The following is a 17328-nucleotide window of genomic DNA, read 5'->3' as shown; positions in this document are numbered from 1 at the left end:
CGCTACTCCAGCAGAAGCTCGTCGCCGCCGGGCGGTGCCGGAGGCGCAGGTTCTCCGAGGCCGTAGAGGCGCGAGAGCGTACGGGCGTATTTCTGTGCCGGGTCGATGGCCCATTGATCGTAATCGTCGGCACGATGTATGGCAGACCCGGCCGCTGGCGGCCGTACGCGGCTCCGGAGGGACACGTCACCTGCCTCCCCGCGAACCTACATCTGTCGATGCGCGGTGCTGTCCTGATCTCCTCGGTCGCCGGATGCCCGCCGTCGCGCAGCCGCCTGAGGTCGGCCAGCGGCCGCTCAAACCGCTCGATCTCGATGCGGAGGTTAGCGCGGTTGAACGTGCCGTCAGCAGCGACCTTGATCATCTAGTCGTCCTCCCGGCCAAGCGCAGCAGGGCTTGGTCTCGGTGATCGCTTGTCGATAGGCCACAAGCCGCTGACGGAGAACGTCCGGCACATCGGACGGCGACACGTCCACTGAGGCGAGGACGGCCCAGACCTGTCGCCCGTCTCCGAGTCTGATCAGGACAGCGGCGGTATCGAGTTCCCAGCCGCTCCAGAGCATGTCCGCAGAGCCGAGAATCTCGTAGTCCCTGGTGCTGTACTTGCCTTGCACGTAGCCATCGAGACGCCCTTTTCCCATTCCCTGATCGGCATTCTCATCTCCTTGGGACTGGCACCACCAAGCCCGGATTGAAGGCCGGGTTCTCGGTGCCGTATCCTCGAGGATTGCAGACGATCAGCGTCTCCTCGACAACGTACTGCGCCGAAGCGTGCATGTGGCCATGGACCCACATTGCCGGGCGCGTGTCGCGGATGAGCTCCGAAAGATCGGTGCTAAAGGCGGCATTGAGCACCGATCCGTAAAACTGCCTGTCAATGGAGCCGGGATGTGGCGCGTGATGGGTGACGACGACCGTCGGTCCTGGGAAACCGTCGGCGAGCACAGCCTCAAGATACGATCTCGTCCGCTTGTGCGCGGCCCGCGCGTGTTCCGGCTGGAAACGCTCGAGCGCGCCGTCGTCGAGGAGGATGGCGGTGTGGTCCCGGAGCATCGACCCGCAGGCGTTCATGCTGTGCGCGATGTCCAAGTCACGTTGTCGTCCGGGCCGACTCTCGGCCCCCAGCGCGTAGTCGGTCCAGAGCGTGCCGCCGACGAAGCGCACGTCGCCAATGCGCACCTCGCTGTCGTGCAGCATGTGAACTCCCTGGCTGGCGGCGGCAGCGGACAGCCCGCGCTTCGTGCTGCCTTCGTAGCTGCCGCCATAGTACTCGTGATTGCCGGGCACGTAGATCACGGGCATGTGCGGCGCGATCTTCTCATCGAGCCATTGGATTGCTTTCCAAATGGGTTTGTCCACGTCGCCGGCCACGACCGCGACATCCGCGTCAGGGACAGCAATGATGTCAATCGAGAAGCCCTCGAGGTGGAGATCGGAGAGAATCCACAGTCGCATCAGCCTCTCCAATCCTCATGCTTCTCGCAGCGTGTCGAAATCCATCCCCTGCCCTGTGTCCTGCCGCGCCCACCGCAGACGTCACACGTGATGCCGGACTTTGAGAGACTTGGAATCCTCCACGCTCTTCCGGTGTCACAAGTGTCGCCTCAATGCGCTCGAGCAGGTCCTTCATGAGGAAACGCCAGCCCCCCAGGTGCTCGAAGTGCAAACCGTACTTGCCTCCCATCCAACTATGGCGCTTGTTCAGCTCCTCACGCCAGCCGTCGTCCCGAATCTGTTCCTCACTCAACATCTGCTCCTCCCTCAATTTCGTGTTGCGTCCTTAGCTCGCACGTCCAGGACGCCCGCGACGTATCTCTGCAAGTCCCTGATGCTCACCTCGTCGCCGCATGCCTGCGCAATGGCGGCGATCTCCTCTCGATCAAGGGGCGGCTCCCAGCGCTCGTCGATGCCGCGATCCCGCAGCAGTTCGCGCAGCACCTGCGCGGCGATCACTGGCACGTGCTCACGCCTGGGACGAGGCATCCGAAGGACACGCAGTCTGTTCCTGAGTGCGCCTGGGATGCCGTCCAGGGAGTTGGCGGTGAAGATCCATGACAGGTGCGAAACATCGACCTCGGCATCAAGGAACTGGTCCCGCCACTTGCGTGCCGTCCMCTTCTCGAGGAGCGACAGCAAAGGGTCGTGAATGGAGCCGGCCGTGCTGCGTCCTGCCTTCTCGATCTCGTCGACGACAATCGCAGGGTTCGCGACACCGTACCGCTCGATCGTGAGGATCGGAAACGACGGATAGCCCGACGCCCACCGCCGCGGGCTGCCGATGATGCCTTGGTCCGTCGTCGTTGCGGCGTCGAGCACCGACCAGCCGATGCCAAGCAGGTCGAGCACGCGGCGGACGAGGCGCGACTTGCCGCCGCCGGGGTCGCCCAAGACGACACACGGCGGGAAGCAGACAGGGTCGCCCGGGCGGACATCGCCGAGCAGGGCATCAATGACGCCGACGGCATGCGGGAACTCATTTGCGAGTGTCGACCGGGCATCGGCGACCATCCTGACGTCGCCGCGCACGAACGGGAGGGGCTTGCCGAGAATCGACTTCACCGAGGCCGCCGCCTCCTTCCCGCCGGTCGTCGTGTCTGCGGCAACGGCCGCGACGACGACAATGCCGTCCTCGGATGGGAACGGACGCCCCTTACGCTGAGGCGGCGGCTCAACCGTTTCATCATCGGCAAAGGGATTTCCGTGCTTGCCAAGAATCTCGCGCTGCCTGTCCAGCCGCGCGCGCTTCCCATCGTTATAGCCGTCTCGCCACGCGGCAGCATGGACCGTGCTCCAGAGCATCGCATCCACCTCTGCTGCGATGGCTTCCGCGTGAGCAAGCGGGGCGCCGCCGGTGATGTGCTCGTGAGCCGGGGCGCCTGCCATTGCGCTCCACCCGACGGAAGCCATGGCGGCAACGCGCAGCCGTTCGTGGACAGAGTCGTCGGCCGTGTCTTCGATTGCCGTCGGCGTTTTCCAGCCTTCGGTCGTGATCCAGACCTCGAGCTCCAGCGCCGCCCTTGCAAAGGCGACCGCAAGCTGTTCGGCAGCGCCTGGCATTCCAGCCAGCGCGCATGCATGCCAGACATAGGCCCGCGCATCGTCCGACAGCAGCCCGAGCAAAGCCGCGCGGATCAGCTCGGCGGCGGCCCAGTCCTTTTTAACCAGGTCCACACCGAGGCGCGTGATCATCTCGATGAGATGTCCGTCCTTCGTCACGGCGATTGCTCCCTTGAGCGCGGTCTCGATCGAGCGGAGCGTGGACACCCTCTCAATCGGGAACGGCTCAGGCGGGTCTTTCCTAGGTGAATTCATGGGGCCTCCTCGTGTCCGGTCGCTCGCCGGACGGAAGGCGCCCGGCGTTAGGTGTCTGCGGTGGGTCGTATGAGCGGCATCAGTGAGTGCTCCGGAAAATCGCGCGGCACTCGGGCGTCTCGTCCCCGAGGCGATACCAGCGCGAGAGCGCGCGTGCGAAACCGCGCGTCCGATCGAGAATCCAGAGACCACTCGTAACGGTCGTCTGGCCTGGACCGCCGATCCCCGCGGGGTGGCCGGACACGGTGCCGATGAGGCACAGATCCTGGCGCAGCGCGTAGTCCCAACCGTCGATGACGGGTGCGTCGGCGTGGTCGCCGCGTTTCGGAGCACCCTCGGAGATCAGCCTGTGCAGGTCATGAGCCAACGCCTCCAAGCGCTCCGCCTCTGCTTCGACGGCGCCGCGGTCGAAGTTTCCGTGTTCGTCGATCCTGATCATCGGCCTCCCTCCGTCCTGATTTGCGGCGCATCCCCGATCCGCTTCCCTGCGACGGCCGCGTGCTCGTGCGGGAACTTGTGGCTCAAACGCGGTGCATTTCTGTCCGCCATCATACGCGTGCCTCCGGGTGAAGAGGCAGCGGTGACCGCCTTCTGAGCAGCGCGACACGGCCGTCACGAAGACGGGCCCACCTGTGGTCGGGAGACACCGACGAGACCTCAAGCACCAGGATCTCCTGGTACGAGTTGCCGATCAAGCTCGGTCCGTTGGCCACTGACCACATGTCGAGAGGGATTTCAGCTCCATTGACGGGCGCGTCCAACGGCTCGCCCTCATGTGCGTGGACGAGGTTGTTGATGAGCGAGGATTCGCGGAGCGCGAGGAGGTCGAGATAGCGGCGCCTGTGGCCGTTGCTCATGTGTGAGTCCTTTCATGCATAACTTCCCGCCCCGGAGAGGGCGTTGACGTGATCGTCAGAAGCGTATGCAGAAGAAGGACTTCATCTCGTGGTGTTCTCCGTAGGTTTGCCAGGGATAGCCGGCCCGCAAGTCTTCGTCAACGGGGCTGGCTTGAGGTTATCCCCGGGAGTACTCGGACGTCACCACCGTTTAGCGACCCGCACCTCCTTGAGCGTGACCTTTGGCACCTCTTGCCTCGGTGTCGAATAGATGATCGCGTCAACCTGCTGCGAGCGGTGCTGGGTGCACGGCACGTTCCGGAAGACTGGGAACGGCCCTTCCGGCCAGATGGATTCCAGCCTCGCGGTGAGGGTCACCCGGTTCCAGCGCAAGGACTCATTGGGGCTCGTATTGAGCGGCTTCCAAAGGTCTCAGTACGGACTGCCGCATCCCATCAACGGCCGCTACAAGTGGTTCGTCGACGAGTGAGTTTTCAGGGCCGTGACACGTGCAGGACGGGATGCAGGTGCTCGACGATCTCGACGCCGTCTGCGCCGAGCGTGACACGATCTCGCGTTCCATCTGGCAGTTCGCGGACGATCCCCCTGCATCGCTGTAGTATGCAGGCACCCCGGCGGCATGGGCCTCGGCGATCGCCTCGCGGCCCGATGCTTTCAGGGCCTCTACACACTCCTTCACATGCTCAAATAGCATCATGGATGTCTCCGTGGCGGCTAGCTCAGGCCCGGAAGGCAAACCGTCAGGTCCTGGACTTATCGCCGGCCTCCCCAAAAAGGATTCATGCGCCATACGATCCTGGCACTCCGGGGGGTCGAATGGCAGGCAGGAGCGACTTCGAGGACTATATATGGTCGGACGGGAAGCTGGCCCCGTCCGTTCGGCACGTCCACGATGCCCTTTGATCGGGCTTTGGGCCTAGATCACTTTAGAAGGAGCGCTCTGGAGCCACATCTGATTCCTTGTGCGCCCTCAAAAGGCCAGTGTCCAGCTAAGACCCTAGGTGGGGACCTTCATGTTCTGGCGCGCGCCGTAGCGCGAGAGGTCGAAGAGTCCGGGGTTCTCGAGCGCGAGCATGACCGCCTTGGCTCCCAGCCTCGTAAGTGCATCGTTGTACTTTGTCGACAGGTGGTTTGACTCGAACTCGTGGCCGAGCTCATGGATGACAAGGTCCACCTGCTCTTGGCGCAACGGCCCCTCGAACCATGTCTTGCCGAGATGGGTGACGTTGAAGCTCATGTTCCGGGCGCCGTAAGCGGCGGTCGCGTTGAACGACTTCAGGTAGGAGACGCTCACGTCTACGTCTGCGGCCGCCTTGCAGAAGGCCCGCACGAAGCCCTCGAAATGCTTCATGGCAAGAGTCGCCTCTACGAACTCCGCCGGCTTGCCCTCGGAGCTGAACGGCTTCGGCGTCGGGGTGACCTGCCCGGCCGGCTTCACGATGCCGGTCGCCTTCACGTTGTTCCACTGCTTCTTGTTGAACGTGCTGCTATGGAGCACGACGTATCCTTGGGCGACGGCACGGTCGTTGGCTTCCCTGTCGTTCACGTCGAAGGTGACAACCTTCTCGCCGAAGCGGCGGGTGATGACGCTGCTGACCGCCTCAGGGGCCGCCCCGTCCGTCCCAATCGCCTGTGCGACCCAGTCGGAGGCCAGCTCCCTCTCCTCGAGGAGTTCGCTTGCGCTGTTGAGGACCGCGACGCGGAGGTCGCGCAGGAAGGACGGCAGGAGCGCGTCCCGCTCGAAGCTCTGCGGCACCTTCTGGCCCACGTCCACATCGAACTGGTCCCCGGTCCCGTTAACGGGAATGCCCATCTCGTAAACGGTTCCCGTCATGCCCTCAGGCGGCTGGTACAGGCCGACCGTAACCTTGCGCCTCGTCCGCTTAAGCACGCCCTCCTCGTCCGCGATCTCGGTCGGCAGGACGCAATCGAAGGTCCGGACCGGAACCAGGTGCTCCAGCTCGATGCCGTTCACGAGCGTGCGGATGCCGTGCGGGGGGATAAAGCGGCGCGCTGCTCTGACGACGTCCTCGGCCTGGAGCTTGTTCAACCGCATCACCCCACGGAAGGCGGTTCCCTGCGCACGCCTGATGCGGCTGTTGCGGCGTCCCTCGGGACCGAAATAGATGGTGCCCGTGGTGGTGAAGATCTCCGCCTCGTCGCAGAGGGAGAGGACGAGCTTCTCGCCGAGATTGAAGCGGCCGCGTAGGGACGGGTCGCCCTTCTTCCCAGACTCGGCGAACAGAGTGAATGCGTGCGTGAGGTTCGAGAACCCGACCGGGCTGTCGTCCTCGACGATAACCTCCGTAAGCCCGCGGCCCGCCGCAGATACGCTGACCTCCACTCGGGTCACTCCGGGAGCATCCCAGGCATTCTGGAGCAATTCGGCGAGGATCCAATGGCTCCCACGCCGTGCAACCAGTTTCGAGAGTCCATCCTTGCTAACATCAAACCACGCGGTCATGCAGTTTCTCCAGTTTCAATATCGTTGAGGTAGCTATTCAGCGCGAAGGACGCGCCGCGATGCAGGGAAACCAGGATCACGCGGCCTCCTTCCGCTCGGTCTTCACGGTGATCCGGTTGGTGCGCAGGAGCGCCGCCAACATGGCGTCGTGATGCTTCTGCTGAAACACCAGGTCCAGCTTGCCACCCTGCTTCGGGTAGACGCCGACCATGTCGTAGCTGACGAGCCGCCAGCCGTCCTTCGACCGCTTGAGGGTGATCTTGCTTCCCTTCACGCCGTAGCTGTAGCTGTTTGCTGACGGCCCCTCGCTCGTCTGCACGGCTTCGATCCCAATCCTATTGGTCTGCGGAATGCCAACGGTCTCAAGACGCGCCTCGGCCCGTGCGGCGATGTTGCGTATCCCGGAAGCGGAATGGCTCCATGTCGTGGCGCGGCCCCGGATCGATTCAATCGCCGTTTTCAGTGCGGCTTCATCAGAAACAAGAACGTTCAGTCTCTTGCTCATGCGGTAATTCCCTTGGTTGGCTAAAATCAGTTCAAGCGTTCGGATGCCTCTGGGCATCTCCGCCAGAAGTCCTGGAAGTTTTGGTTGAGACGGGTTCCCATGCTTGAGCCAAACGGCGCAACGGGCTCGCCCAACGGGCTATCGGTTGTTTGGCCCAAACGGATCGGTCGAATCCATGGGGAGCTCAGCAGAGCAGGACCCTGCCTCCACTCTGCTCCGTGACCCGGAGGGCGGTGTTGTGAATCCCAACGGATGTCACCCCTCCCCGATCAAACGATGCATCTCCTAGTCGGGACTGTGGGCTTGGAGCACGCCGATCAGGAGGGCGGATGAGCGTCAGCTGCGATGGATCGGCCTCCTCCAAAGTCCATGTGGCCAGGTTGTCCTTCGGCTGCTCGGGTTCGGCGACCTGTCGCTTCGGCACCGCAGCTTGGCGATCCGGGTAGAGTTCGGGCGAAGTCATCTTCCCGGAAGCAACGAGTGCGGCAATGCGCCGGCCGAGCCACTGCATTACGGGAACGGCCATGGAATTCCCCAAGGCCTTGTACCTCAGGGTATCGGCTGCGATCCCACGTTTCCGGAAAGGGATTGCGGTCCATCCATCAGGGAAGCCCTGACGCCGCTCGGATTCGAGCGGCGTCAGGCGCCGAACAATCCAGCGGATACCAGAGACAGCTTGTGCAACAACGAAATCGAGTTCGTTGCATTGGCCTGCCGTACGCGACAATCCGGCTCCACTCGCGCACAAGGTGCCCACGACTTCGGGGTACGCGGCGGCGTTCATATTACCGCCGCCCTCGGTCCTGGCTGTCAGAGTCGGTACGGTTCCTTCGGATACGGTCTCGGAGTCGACAATGCCGTACACAACGGAAGGAGTCATGTTCGTTCCGGAAGTGCTTGCCCGAAGCGTCGGCGTCACCTCATCAGCGAAACCGATGCTCCGGGCCTTTTCGGAGTTGCCCGCCGAGAAGGCAGCCGCCTGGACGATCAGTGCCTCCGATCCGCCACCGCAATCTCCTCCAGATGCTCTCAGGGTTGGTAATTCGTCGCCGTAGCTGGCGTGGTCGATGACTCCGAAAGCGCTTGCGCGAGGAGTGTCGGCAACCGCTTGCCTCTTCTTTGGGCGCGGCGGAGAATCCCTTCTTTCGCCTTCGTACTCAAACAATACGTCGCCAGCGTCTCGGGCTCGAGCACACGCGACAACGAACACGCGCTTGCGTCGTTGTGCCAGTCCGCAATGTTGAGCGTCGAGAACGCGCCATGCAACTGTTCGCCGTGGTCCAGCAACGTGACCTGCGTTCGGCCATTTGGACCCTGAGCTGACCAGCGGACCGCTCGACTCTCCGGCAAGCGCTGCCAGGAGACATCCGAATGCGTTGTCTTTTGTGCTGAGGACTCCCGGGACGTTTTCCCAGCACACGAAGTCGGGGTCGAGCTCATCTGCAATCTCCGTAAATCTGAGCATGAGGTTACCCCTGTCATCCGACAGGGATTGGCGCTTGCCCGCGAAGCTGAATGCCTGACAAGGGCTGCCGCCGACAAGGACCTCAATCGGGCCGCACGCTCGTGCCCGCTCGACGAAATCGTGCGCCGACACGTCTCCGAGGTTCGGCACGGTCGGAAATCTGTGCGCGAGGTGGGCACATGCGAAGGGGTCGACTTCAGCTACGAAGGCCGTGTCCCAGCCCAGCGGCTCCCATGCAGCGCTGGCCGCCTCGATCCCCGAAAAGAGAGAACCGAACCTCACGACACGACTCCCAGGAACTTCGGCCCGATCCGACGGCATCTAGATGTGTCGACCTCCTCGAGCGAGGCCCAGTCGATCCGGATGCCTGCCATCTGAAGGTCATGGATGATGCCGTCGAGGTCCGATTGAGCCTTGCATGTCCACGCCTCACGCATGGTGACAAGAACGTCCTCGGGCGGGACGCGACTGCTGGCATGGTTCGAGACGTACTGACGGGTCGTGTTGAGCGACCGTCCGATTAGCGATGCGACCTCCACCGCGGGTAATCCAAGCCGCTTGTAGAGCCCTTGGAACTCCTGCTTCCTGTTCATGTGCCCCTCCTAACTGCCGGGGCCTCTCATCAGCCCGACATGTGCAATGGTCATGCACATCCGCAGCGAAAGCAAGGGCTATGTTCTACTATCTATCTGATATCATTGATTTTTTTATGACATTTGATGGCGTCTGTCAAACGGAAAATACCCGTAAGCCCCTGATTCTTCGTAGCGAGGCGCTTGCGTCTTAACTTGATTTCGGTTCACAGATTTTTTCTTGGGATCATCGGCGAACGCTGTTCGCACGATGCAGAGCGATGATGATGACGTACGTCAAGACAGGGTGTTGACACGATGGGCATCGCGATCGCTCTCGCCATCATTGCCAGAGGCCACGTCAATTGATCGCATCAACAGGCTAGGCATGCGCCTCGATGGTCCACCGATTCCCGCAATTGTACTGCTACATCGACGTCGCCTCGGCGCTTGCCGTAGGGAACGGATCCGTATGCGGGAATGGCTCGAGAGCCTTGTTATACTTTGCGGTGCCTCACAATGCGTTCCCGAAAACACATCTCAAATTGCGGGCTTCTATTTCAAAGCTCGAGACGAATGATTCAGAGCGTGAGGCGGTCACGTCGAATTAACGGGCGGAATACCCAACAGAAGGCGCCAGACCAACGGCGTCGGTTTCGTCAGTAAGGTGGTCGATCACGTCGCCCAACGTTAACGGGCTCCACCAGGCATCCTCTTCTCGCGTTCCACGATCAGGCCCTTGTCGCCGATTTAGTCCCGGGACACCCTCATCTATGAGCGGGCCCACAGCGACCTGCCGTTCAGGGATCAGCAGAATGGTGGGGGCGCGATGAAACACATGGATGATGGGCGCGACAAGCCCCTGAGCTGTCACTGGAACGTCGCATACTCGACCTTGCGCGAGCTGGTTCCTCTGCTTCCCGAGGGCCTACCCGAACGCATGGAGCGCGTGGTGGCCTCGATTGTCGCCGACGCGATGATCGCCGCTGCGGCCGCCCCTTCGAAAGAGGAATGCCAGCGCATCTCTTATTCCCGCCGCAAGACTTTTTACGCTGCTGCAAGACGGTACATGGGGCACGACTACTCCTATGCCTATGTCGTGGCTGCGGTCGACATGCTCGTTGAACTCGGAATCCTCGCCGATCATTTCAAGGCTAAAGGCGGCAGCTTCAAGCCGCGCAAAGAGGGCGAGCCGATCCGGTACCAGTCGAGTTTCCGCCCGGGGGACTGCCTGTTTGATCTCGCGTTGCCGGAAATCGTCCGCCGCAAAGCTGAGTCCATCCGCCTGAAGGACTCCAAAGGCAACCTCATCGATTTTCGCGAGACCGAGCGGGTGCGCCGCGAGAAAGCCTTTCTCGATGAGATCAACCGGGTGATCGGGTCTGCCCAGATCGATCTCGACGTCGCCGGTATGGTGAAAGCGGGCATGCTGTTCCACTTTCCTGCCCGCAACGACAGGAAGGCCGGCTATGCCGTGAACATCTCAATGATCAGCCTCTACCGGGTTTTCAACGGGGGCTGGACGCTGGGCGGAAGAATGTATGGGGGCTGGTGGCAAGCCGTCGGGAAGGAGCACCGGAAAGGCCTCCTGATCAACGGCAGCCGGGTCCACGAGGAGGACTACAGCCAGATCCATCCCCGGCTGCTCTACATCATGGCCGGTGAGGAGCTGGGCGACCGGGATGCCTACACGATCCCGGGCTACGAGAAGCACCGGGACACCCTGTGCAAGACGGCATGGAACATCCTGGTGAACGCCCCGACCCACATGAGCGCCCTGCTCGCGATCTCTAAGAAGCTGGACGTCTCCCGCACGGACGCAGCCGACCTGATCTGGGCGATCAAGGCCGCTCACCCAAGGATTGCGCGGTTCTTTCACTCCGGCATTGGAACGCGGCTTCAGTTTTTCGACAGTGAGATTGCGAAGTCTGTCCTTGCCGATATGACGCTCAAGCGCGGGATCATTGTCCTGCCCGTGTTCGATTCCTTCATCGTCCGGGAGGAGGATCGGGATACGCTCGTAATGGTCATGAAGGAAGCCTTTGACAAGCACGTCCCGATTGTCAGGAAATCCCGTTTCCGCGCAGGGACATCCGGCCAAAAGGGACCACAGACCCTACCAACCCACTCTGTCCCGTCCGTTCCTGCCTCCCCTGTCCCCGCCTCTCCCTCCCTCCCCGCCTGCTCCGCCGGTTCAGAATATGACTCTAAGGACGACGCAGACGAGTCCTTTGCGGACGAATGCTACTGGGCATCGGTCGAGATGGACGCCTTATACGGTCCCGAGGATGTGGACGGACTCGAGCACGGGTGGAGTTCAGCGGCAACCGGGGAAGAGGATGACACGCAGGTGGATGTCATCAGGACTCAAGAACCGATATTGAGACAGGCCCGCCAAGGACTGGAGACCACGACGAACGAAGCAACGCCTATACAAGATGATCTCAAGGGGGATCTGAGCACGGCTCCGACCGCAGAAGCGCTCAACCCGGTCAGAGCGGGCATGGCTCCAGGAATGTCCACAGAGGGCCACACAGCGGCCAAACAGGAGCCGGACATCCACTCACCCGTCAGTGGCTCTGGGGTGGCCCAGATAGTCGCGCAGGAGGCATCCGCACTCACCTCGATCCTGCCACATCTTCCAGTCGTCAACCGCTGGCTTCCCCCGGCCTTCATCCTGCAAGCGGAGAGGCAGGCCGCCGCCGAATACCGGGTAAAGGTGGAAAGAAGCCGTCGGAGACGTGAAAGCCGATGGGCATCCTGAGCAGGATTGAGACGGAGCAGCTCGTGGCCTCATGGTGTTCGCTATAACGGGCTTCAGACTGCCGCCTGTGGGCGCAAACGGATGTCCTTGCCTCCAGCACCACGATCAGGCCCCCACAACCTAGACGCTGAACAACTCTTGGACGGGCACGTGGATGCGTCCAGTTTCGGCCGCCCGCCGGATCTTCCGCTCGAGTACGCTCTTCAACGGGATCTCGCGCTCGAGCGTCTCGTGGATGTCACGGCCATCCATGCAGATGATCCGCTTGCCCGTCCCGAAAGTGGCGAGCCCATCGGGAGTGAAGCCGTTGAAGCTGACGAAGAGGCCGCGCGTCCAAGCCGCCTTCTGGTCGAGCTTGCCGTGAAAGACGTGGAGATCGGCGGCCGGCGTCAACGCGGCCTGCCATTTGGCCTCGAAGAGGTAAACTTCGCCGCCCAGAAGAAAGCTGCCATCGATCTGTTCGCCGATGTTGCGAAACGGTTCGGGAGCGGCGAGGCTAGCGGCGTTGAAAGCGTGCTTCAGGAAGGCTTCAAAGGCGTAGCCCCGCTGATGTGGCGGGAGATCGCGAACCTGGAGCAATTCGGCCTTTAGCGTCGCGAGTAGCCGCCGATCAGTCGCTGGTCGGGGTGGTTGCGCGGAGTGGTCGCCGGATCCGCCCTGTAGCCTCGAAATCAACGACAGGAAGTGTCCCTCGGCGTTGGGGACGGGATCGGGCTGCTGGGTGCTGGCAAGGAACTTAGCCCGGTGCTCCCAAAGCGCGTGAAGCGTGCGGACCGCTGTCGGGTCATCGACCTTTTGCAGGAAGCAGCGGAGGCGCCTTCCCTTCGATCCGCCATGCCCTGAGTAGATTGGATCGTCGATGTCGACGTCCAGTTCGCTGCCGAAGAAGTCGGCGAAGGTCGCGTCCGAGAAGTCGAGCACGTACCCTCGCCCTCGGATAAAATCGACGAGGTCGTCGATCAGTTTGAGATCGATGGAACGGAGCGAGCTGATGGCGAGGTCCTCGTCTTGTTAGGGCCGATTGATCTTCGGCTTGGCTTTGAAAGGATCGAGCGTCGCTGCCCCACGGCCTTTCACATGGTCGAGGTTGCGGGTCACCAGCACGAGGTCGTGCACGCGTGCCGTCGCAGCAAGCCCCGTATCGTCGACGTGCTTCTCGCTACTTGCCAGCATCTCACCCCAGAGCTTTGCGATCTCCTGACTGACAGGCAGGACCCGGTCACCGAACGCCTGGTAAGCCTCATCCACCCGGGCCTCAATCGCGGCTACGATAGCCGGCTTTTTCGCCCGGAGCCTCTCGATTCCCTTCGTCACCTCACGGATGGTCAGAGTGCTGATCGCGAGATCGGCGTCGTCCACGTGCCCAAGCCATGCCTGTACGTTCTAATGCGGATCTGTCTTTCCAACTTCCCGGAAGACGTTGGTGTCGAGCAGGTACTTCACGCTTGCTCGTCTCCGAGCGCCTCGTCCAAGGATTCGAGACCGGCACCTTTGAGCGCGCGCTTGGCTGTCGTGCGAAGATAGGGCCGTCCCGTCTTGGGGTGCGCCTCGGCATATGCCCGAGCCGTCTCAATGTCCTGGGCACTGAGCGAGGGATAGTCCTCGCGAACTTCGTCGACTGACAACCCGCCCGAAAGTAACGCTGCGATGCGATGGACCTCAACCGACGTGTTCTTCAGGACGGGCTCGCCGTCGCCGCGAAACTCCACCCTGTCCGCAAGCTCGCGAAGCTCCCGCGACCGAGCTTCCACCTCGGCCTTGAGATCGTCGATCGCCACGGAAAGGCGGCCGAACCTCACTTCCCGGGCTCGATCGACCTGAACGCCTTTCAGGGCATGGTAGAATTCGTTCCGGCCCTTGGGCGTGAGCTCATCCCGAAGCACGCGGACCGCATAAAGGTAGAGGAGGTCGGACCATTCGATGGTACGCACGGGCCCACCTGGCTTGGATACGAGCCTAGCCTGCACAGGACCGTCGTCCAGTGCCTTCTTGACGGCCCTGACCGGCTCCCGCAGCACAAAGGCGGCTTCGGCGGCAGTGTATGCGACAGCTTCAGCCATGATGACCTGCTAACTCAACCCTAATATTGGGGCTGAATTGGCCACACGTCAAGCCTAGTGCTCGGTTGAACATGTTCGGGCACCACAAGCCCTGTCTCAGCCCGGCATGGCATCGCCAACTCTGCCGCAGAGCGGCTACGGGTGGGCGGCAGAGCCTGCTGGAAGCCGGTGTCATGGCCACATGCTCGACCTTGCCGAGGCAATAAGGACCCGCATGGCATCGTCTGCGAGGGGTTTGCTCGGCACCGGGATAAGGGAGGGCATCCCGCTCCTGGACTTTCGGATGGGCTCCGCGAGTCCTTCACCCGGGGCATACATCCCCCGGGCATCTGGACCCGCGAGGACAGGGCATGGCAGCGCGATTGGATGACTACATCAAACGCGGTCGCAAGATCGTCGGGCAGCACGGCTGGATGGTGCAAGGCGTCCTGCCCGACGCGCAGCAGGCCTCGTACGCGTACACGGTTGGCCTCTCCAAAGGATACAGCCATCCCGAAATCTTCATGGTGGGTTTCGATCCTGAGCTCGCCCGCCAACTCCTGAACATCGTCGGCCGGCGCCTGAAGGGCGGCGCCCGCCTCGACACGCCGGTGTAACCTCAAGGAGGTAATCGACGCCTTCCCCGTCGCCTTCCGCCCTCTCGCGCGTGCGTCCGTTGACGAGCACTCGAACGCGGGCCGGGCGATCCTCGGGTCCGGGTTCGATGGTGTGCAGCTCTTCCTCCCCGACGCGGGCGGACTGTTCCCTTGGGACGTCGGATGTGACCTGACTTATGCCCGGATCCAGACGTCCTTGCTCAAGACCGTTGGCGATCCCCCTGCCCGCCAGTGAGGCTGCAAGTGTACAGAAATGTCATGCGGGCCTGCTGGAGTATCCGCAGAGGCGGCCGCATCGTGGCTCACGAGCAGCGTGTGGTCCTGAAATCGTGCATCCTGCGGGTTCGCGAGAGCGGCAGGTGCCGTGCCGTCCGCCAGGGGCAGCGCAACGTGCATGCGTGGGTCGAGGGATCGCCCTGCGACAGCGCCGACGGTGAGCTGGTCGAGATCGGCTACAATCCTTTCCTGGCGTCGACGTTCACGATCCGTCCGGGCTTCGATCCCGTGCATGAAGCCCACTTCGTCGTACTCGGCGCCGACGGGAGGGCTCATGCTGTGCTTTAAGGCTCTTTCCCTCCCAGTGTCGCCATGGTTGGAGGTACGCCGCCGCACGTCATGGGAAGGGTCCAAGGCAGCAAGCCGGCCCATGTGGGATCCTTCTCGCTGCACCCAGAGAGTGATTGATGCACTCTCCCCGCGCTGCGAGACGATCATTGTCAGCTCAGGCACGGAGGCCAACACCCGAGAGCCTGACACGCCAACCCAAGCTCCAAACCGTGGCCGAACCGCTGCTCAAGTCAGGGCGCAGGAATCCTATAGATGAAGGAAGCGTGCCTTCTCCGCAGAATTCAACCGGCCCAACGAGACCACGAGTGCGAGAGGCAGCTCCGGAATAGAGGAAACCCTCGCTCCTACTCTCTCACGGGAGCCTTGCGGAAGGCCTCAACGGTGTCCCTTCTTTGCCTGCATGGCGTCCTCGGCTTACTCGCCGGTGTTCCTTGCTAGTGCCTGCCTGATACTCACCGAGTGATGGGGAGGAAGCAGGCGAATGGCGAGGCGATCGGAAGGAAGCACTTCAACAGAGGCCGACAGGGCGGCCCATCGCGAGCGACAGCGCCGTTACAGGGAACGGCTCAAAGTGGAGCGCCATCCAGAGTCGGATGATGTGCAGCGCGCGGTCTTCAGGGCCGTTCGCACTGCCATCTTCAATGTGAGACGAGGCCACCGGTCAGGAGATGAGCTATACGACGAATTCGTGAGGACATTCCTCAAAAGCATTGTTGAGAGAGCAATCAACGATCTGGAACAGCAAGGATTCAGTCGTCGCAGGGTCAAGCGCCGGCTGCACCTTGCATTGATTCCTCCTCTTCCGGGTTCGGACGAGCCAAACAGCTTGTGATGCGCTGGAGGCTTCTCCCCGCATTACTCCGTCGTTCACGGAGGACTCACAGGGTGATGTTCTCAAGCCCCGACCTACCGCACCTTTCTAAAATTCGTGACCTCGGGCGCCCAGCAGCCCAAAACACAGTCCTATGGTCACCAAGCCGTTCCGTTCAAATGTGGAGGCAGTTCGCGATACGTTGCATGCAGTCCATTCTGACGTGCAGGCAACCTGTAAAAAAGCGAAATAAATTATGCGAAACCGTTTCATACCTTTGATGAGACGTTTCAAAACTCGAAATTCCTGATTCAGCGGTCTGCCTAAAGTGATCAAAATGCAACAACGGGCGCCGTACGTTGATAGAGGCGTCCRTGGTCCCTTGTCTCCTCGATCAGCCCAGGGAACCCTTTGAACTGTGACGCGCTGCTTAACAGTTCAGGGGGAGTAATGGTGCGACGTGTAGGACCAATTGGATTCGAATTCTCGGTCCAACTCGACACTCTCGAAGAGGCTGACCGGATCGACATCGCTGCTTTCATCGACAAGTGGCTCGATGCATTCACAGGTGAAGAGACTGAGATTTACCAGCACGCTCAAAGCAGGATCCTCAGGCCGATGTACAGGGACCACGATGCGATTGGCTTCGACGCGATGCTTGAGGACGATCTCTGGGAGCAATGGAACGACAATCTTGAAGGCGTCTGTCCTCAGTGGCTGTCGAAGCCGCAGAACCGCCGCACGCTTGAGCGCAGCACCGCCGTCGAGGTGGACATCATCATGGAAGCTCTCAGAGCAACCGGTGGCGTCCCCAAATACGATCTGCTGGATGTGCTTTGGAATGCGCTCTCGTTCCAAGCACGTGAGGAAATCGGTATGAAGGCTTCTGCGGACATCATGATGTCACCGGAACGCGCCGAGATTCGCGACGAACTTGTGCGTCTCCATAACAAACTTACCCAGGAATACCGTGAGCGCATGGATCATAAGATCAGATCCTACGACTGGGAAAGCGTCGTACTGATTGAGCAGAGCTCAAACACTGTTTGTGCCCAAGGCGCTGACGTACGGCATGCAATCGACGATCTCTCAGCATTCATGGCGCTCAGGTATATCCTGGAGCCGACATCCCACAGCACGACAGGTGATCGCGTCTACCATGCTTTTCGTGTCCCCGAGTGCATGGCGTTCGACCGCGAGGACGCCCACCTGGTCGAGCGGTGGGGCGTATACATCCGAAGCTTCGTCAATGTCGCCTCTGGCACTGCATAGCCTAGGCTGGGGCACATTGGGTTTAGGATGAGATTTGCGCTTATCCCATCACCGTCCACCCGAAATGAAATCCCTTGCAGGCA

At 61.6% G+C, this 17328-nt stretch carries 19 protein-coding genes; 6 read left to right on the top strand and 13 right to left on the bottom strand.

Annotation, left to right across the window (positions count from 1 at the left end; translation table 11 throughout):
- Positions 1 to 2: 2 nt before the first annotated feature.
- From ACXJKO_RS10985 to ACXJKO_RS10960, 6 genes are all read right to left on the bottom strand, one after another.
- Positions 3 to 185, bottom strand: coding sequence for a hypothetical protein (locus tag ACXJKO_RS10985; RefSeq protein WP_457091127.1), 183 nt, complete (start codon positions 183 to 185; stop codon positions 3 to 5).
- A 159-nt stretch (positions 186 to 344) separates the two neighbouring features.
- On the bottom strand, positions 345 to 641 hold the full coding sequence (locus tag ACXJKO_RS10980) for a hypothetical protein (protein WP_457091126.1): 297 nt from the start codon (positions 639 to 641) through the stop codon (positions 345 to 347).
- Between the two features lie 16 nt (positions 642 to 657).
- Positions 658 to 1455 (bottom strand): metallophosphoesterase, encoded by a 798-nt coding sequence (locus tag ACXJKO_RS10975; RefSeq protein WP_457091125.1) that lies wholly within the window; start codon positions 1453 to 1455, stop codon positions 658 to 660.
- A gap of 306 nt (positions 1456 to 1761) precedes the next feature.
- Positions 1762 to 3312, bottom strand: coding sequence for a hypothetical protein (locus tag ACXJKO_RS10970; RefSeq protein ID WP_457091124.1), 1551 nt, complete (start codon positions 3310 to 3312; stop codon positions 1762 to 1764).
- A gap of 79 nt (positions 3313 to 3391) precedes the next feature.
- Positions 3392 to 3751, bottom strand: coding sequence for a DUF6634 family protein (locus tag ACXJKO_RS10965; RefSeq protein ID WP_457091123.1), 360 nt, complete (start codon positions 3749 to 3751; stop codon positions 3392 to 3394).
- A gap of 109 nt (positions 3752 to 3860) precedes the next feature.
- Positions 3861 to 4169 carry a hypothetical protein gene (locus tag ACXJKO_RS10960; protein ID WP_457091122.1) on the bottom strand — a complete coding sequence of 103 codons (309 nt, stop codon included), beginning with the start codon at positions 4167 to 4169 and terminating at the stop codon, positions 3861 to 3863.
- Between the two features lie 250 nt (positions 4170 to 4419).
- Here ACXJKO_RS10960 and ACXJKO_RS10955 point away from each other — a divergent pair, with 250 nt between their 5' ends.
- Positions 4420 to 4638, top strand: coding sequence for a hypothetical protein (locus ACXJKO_RS10955; protein WP_457091121.1), 219 nt, complete (start codon positions 4420 to 4422; stop codon positions 4636 to 4638).
- Between the two features lie 528 nt (positions 4639 to 5166).
- Here the strand turns inward: ACXJKO_RS10955 and ACXJKO_RS10950 are convergent.
- From ACXJKO_RS10950 to ACXJKO_RS10935, 4 genes are all read right to left on the bottom strand, one after another.
- Positions 5167 to 6633 (bottom strand): hypothetical protein, encoded by a 1467-nt coding sequence (locus tag ACXJKO_RS10950; protein WP_457091120.1) that lies wholly within the window; start codon positions 6631 to 6633, stop codon positions 5167 to 5169.
- 76 nt (positions 6634 to 6709) lie between these two features.
- Positions 6710 to 7138 carry a hypothetical protein gene (locus tag ACXJKO_RS10945; RefSeq protein ID WP_457091119.1) on the bottom strand — a complete coding sequence of 143 codons (429 nt, stop codon included), beginning with the start codon at positions 7136 to 7138 and terminating at the stop codon, positions 6710 to 6712.
- 184 nt (positions 7139 to 7322) lie between these two features.
- Positions 7323 to 8924, bottom strand: a complete 1602-nt coding sequence (locus tag ACXJKO_RS10940) for a DNA cytosine methyltransferase (protein WP_457091118.1) — start codon at positions 8922 to 8924, stop codon at positions 7323 to 7325.
- Positions 8882 to 9196, bottom strand: a complete 315-nt coding sequence (locus tag ACXJKO_RS10935; protein WP_457091117.1) for a hypothetical protein — start codon at positions 9194 to 9196, stop codon at positions 8882 to 8884. The genes ACXJKO_RS10940 and ACXJKO_RS10935 overlap by 43 nt, the downstream gene beginning before the upstream one ends.
- A gap of 808 nt (positions 9197 to 10004) precedes the next feature.
- On the opposite strand from ACXJKO_RS10935, the gene ACXJKO_RS10930 reads away from it, so the two are divergent.
- On the top strand, positions 10005 to 11939 hold the full coding sequence (locus ACXJKO_RS10930; protein ID WP_457091116.1) for a hypothetical protein: 1935 nt from the start codon (positions 10005 to 10007) through the stop codon (positions 11937 to 11939).
- A 120-nt stretch (positions 11940 to 12059) separates the two neighbouring features.
- Here the strand turns inward: ACXJKO_RS10930 and ACXJKO_RS10925 are convergent, their stop codons facing one another.
- The 3 genes from ACXJKO_RS10925 to ACXJKO_RS10915 form a co-directional block, all read right to left on the bottom strand.
- Positions 12060 to 12860 (bottom strand): restriction endonuclease, encoded by an 801-nt coding sequence (locus ACXJKO_RS10925; protein WP_457091115.1) that lies wholly within the window; start codon positions 12858 to 12860, stop codon positions 12060 to 12062.
- A 90-nt stretch (positions 12861 to 12950) separates the two neighbouring features.
- Positions 12951 to 13298 carry a PIN domain-containing protein gene (locus ACXJKO_RS10920; RefSeq protein ID WP_457091114.1) on the bottom strand — a complete coding sequence of 116 codons (348 nt, stop codon included), beginning with the start codon at positions 13296 to 13298 and terminating at the stop codon, positions 12951 to 12953.
- An 80-nt stretch (positions 13299 to 13378) separates the two neighbouring features.
- Positions 13379 to 13999, bottom strand: a complete 621-nt coding sequence (locus ACXJKO_RS10915; protein ID WP_457091113.1) for a DUF433 domain-containing protein — start codon at positions 13997 to 13999, stop codon at positions 13379 to 13381.
- A 350-nt stretch (positions 14000 to 14349) separates the two neighbouring features.
- Between ACXJKO_RS10915 and ACXJKO_RS10910 the strand changes: the two genes are divergently transcribed.
- The 4 genes from ACXJKO_RS10910 to ACXJKO_RS10895 all read left to right on the top strand — a co-directional run bounded on the left by ACXJKO_RS10910 (position 14350) and on the right by ACXJKO_RS10895 (position 17245).
- Complete coding sequence (locus ACXJKO_RS10910; protein WP_457091112.1) at positions 14350 to 14595, top strand: DUF4262 domain-containing protein; 246 nt, start codon at positions 14350 to 14352, stop codon at positions 14593 to 14595.
- A 13-nt stretch (positions 14596 to 14608) separates the two neighbouring features.
- Positions 14609 to 14830 (top strand): DUF4262 domain-containing protein, encoded by a 222-nt coding sequence (locus ACXJKO_RS10905; protein WP_457091146.1) that lies wholly within the window; start codon positions 14609 to 14611, stop codon positions 14828 to 14830.
- A gap of 8 nt (positions 14831 to 14838) precedes the next feature.
- On the top strand, positions 14839 to 15159 hold the full coding sequence (locus ACXJKO_RS10900; protein WP_457091111.1) for a hypothetical protein: 321 nt from the start codon (positions 14839 to 14841) through the stop codon (positions 15157 to 15159).
- Between the two features lie 1225 nt (positions 15160 to 16384).
- Positions 16385 to 17245 carry a hypothetical protein gene (locus tag ACXJKO_RS10895; protein WP_457091110.1) on the top strand — a complete coding sequence of 287 codons (861 nt, stop codon included), beginning with the start codon at positions 16385 to 16387 and terminating at the stop codon, positions 17243 to 17245.
- The last annotated feature ends 83 nt before the right edge of the window (positions 17246 to 17328 follow it).

Source organism: Microvirga sp. P5_D2 (assembly GCF_054049475.1).
Note: the sequence above shows the minus strand (reverse complement) of the source record. Positions and strands in the feature narration are given on the sequence as shown.

What these genes read in the sequence shown, in the direction of transcription:
- ACXJKO_RS10980 (WP_457091126.1), bottom strand. Translation starts at nt 641, where the DNA reads ATGGGAAAAGGGCGTCTCGATGGCTACGTGCAAGGCAAGTACAGCACC.
- ACXJKO_RS10975 (WP_457091125.1), bottom strand. Translation starts at nt 1,455, where the DNA reads ATGCGACTGTGGATTCTCTCCGATCTCCACCTCGAGGGCTTCTCGATT.
- ACXJKO_RS10965 (WP_457091123.1), bottom strand. Translation starts at nt 3,751, where the DNA reads ATGATCAGGATCGACGAACACGGAAACTTCGACCGCGGCGCCGTCGAA.
- ACXJKO_RS10960 (WP_457091122.1), bottom strand. Translation starts at nt 4,169, where the DNA reads ATGAGCAACGGCCACAGGCGCCGCTATCTCGACCTCCTCGCGCTCCGC.
- ACXJKO_RS10955 (WP_457091121.1), top strand. Translation starts at nt 4,420, where the DNA reads ATGATCGCGTCAACCTGCTGCGAGCGGTGCTGGGTGCACGGCACGTTC.
- ACXJKO_RS10950 (WP_457091120.1), bottom strand. Translation starts at nt 6,633, where the DNA reads ATGACCGCGTGGTTTGATGTTAGCAAGGATGGACTCTCGAAACTGGTT.
- ACXJKO_RS10945 (WP_457091119.1), bottom strand. Translation starts at nt 7,138, where the DNA reads ATGAGCAAGAGACTGAACGTTCTTGTTTCTGATGAAGCCGCACTGAAA.
- ACXJKO_RS10940 (WP_457091118.1), bottom strand. Translation starts at nt 8,924, where the DNA reads ATGCCGTCGGATCGGGCCGAAGTTCCTGGGAGTCGTGTCGTGAGGTTC.
- ACXJKO_RS10935 (WP_457091117.1), bottom strand. Translation starts at nt 9,196, where the DNA reads ATGAACAGGAAGCAGGAGTTCCAAGGGCTCTACAAGCGGCTTGGATTA.
- ACXJKO_RS10930 (WP_457091116.1), top strand. Translation starts at nt 10,005, where the DNA reads ATGAAACACATGGATGATGGGCGCGACAAGCCCCTGAGCTGTCACTGG.
- ACXJKO_RS10915 (WP_457091113.1), bottom strand. Translation starts at nt 13,999, where the DNA reads ATGGCTGAAGCTGTCGCATACACTGCCGCCGAAGCCGCCTTTGTGCTG.
- ACXJKO_RS10910 (WP_457091112.1), top strand. Translation starts at nt 14,350, where the DNA reads ATGGCAGCGCGATTGGATGACTACATCAAACGCGGTCGCAAGATCGTC.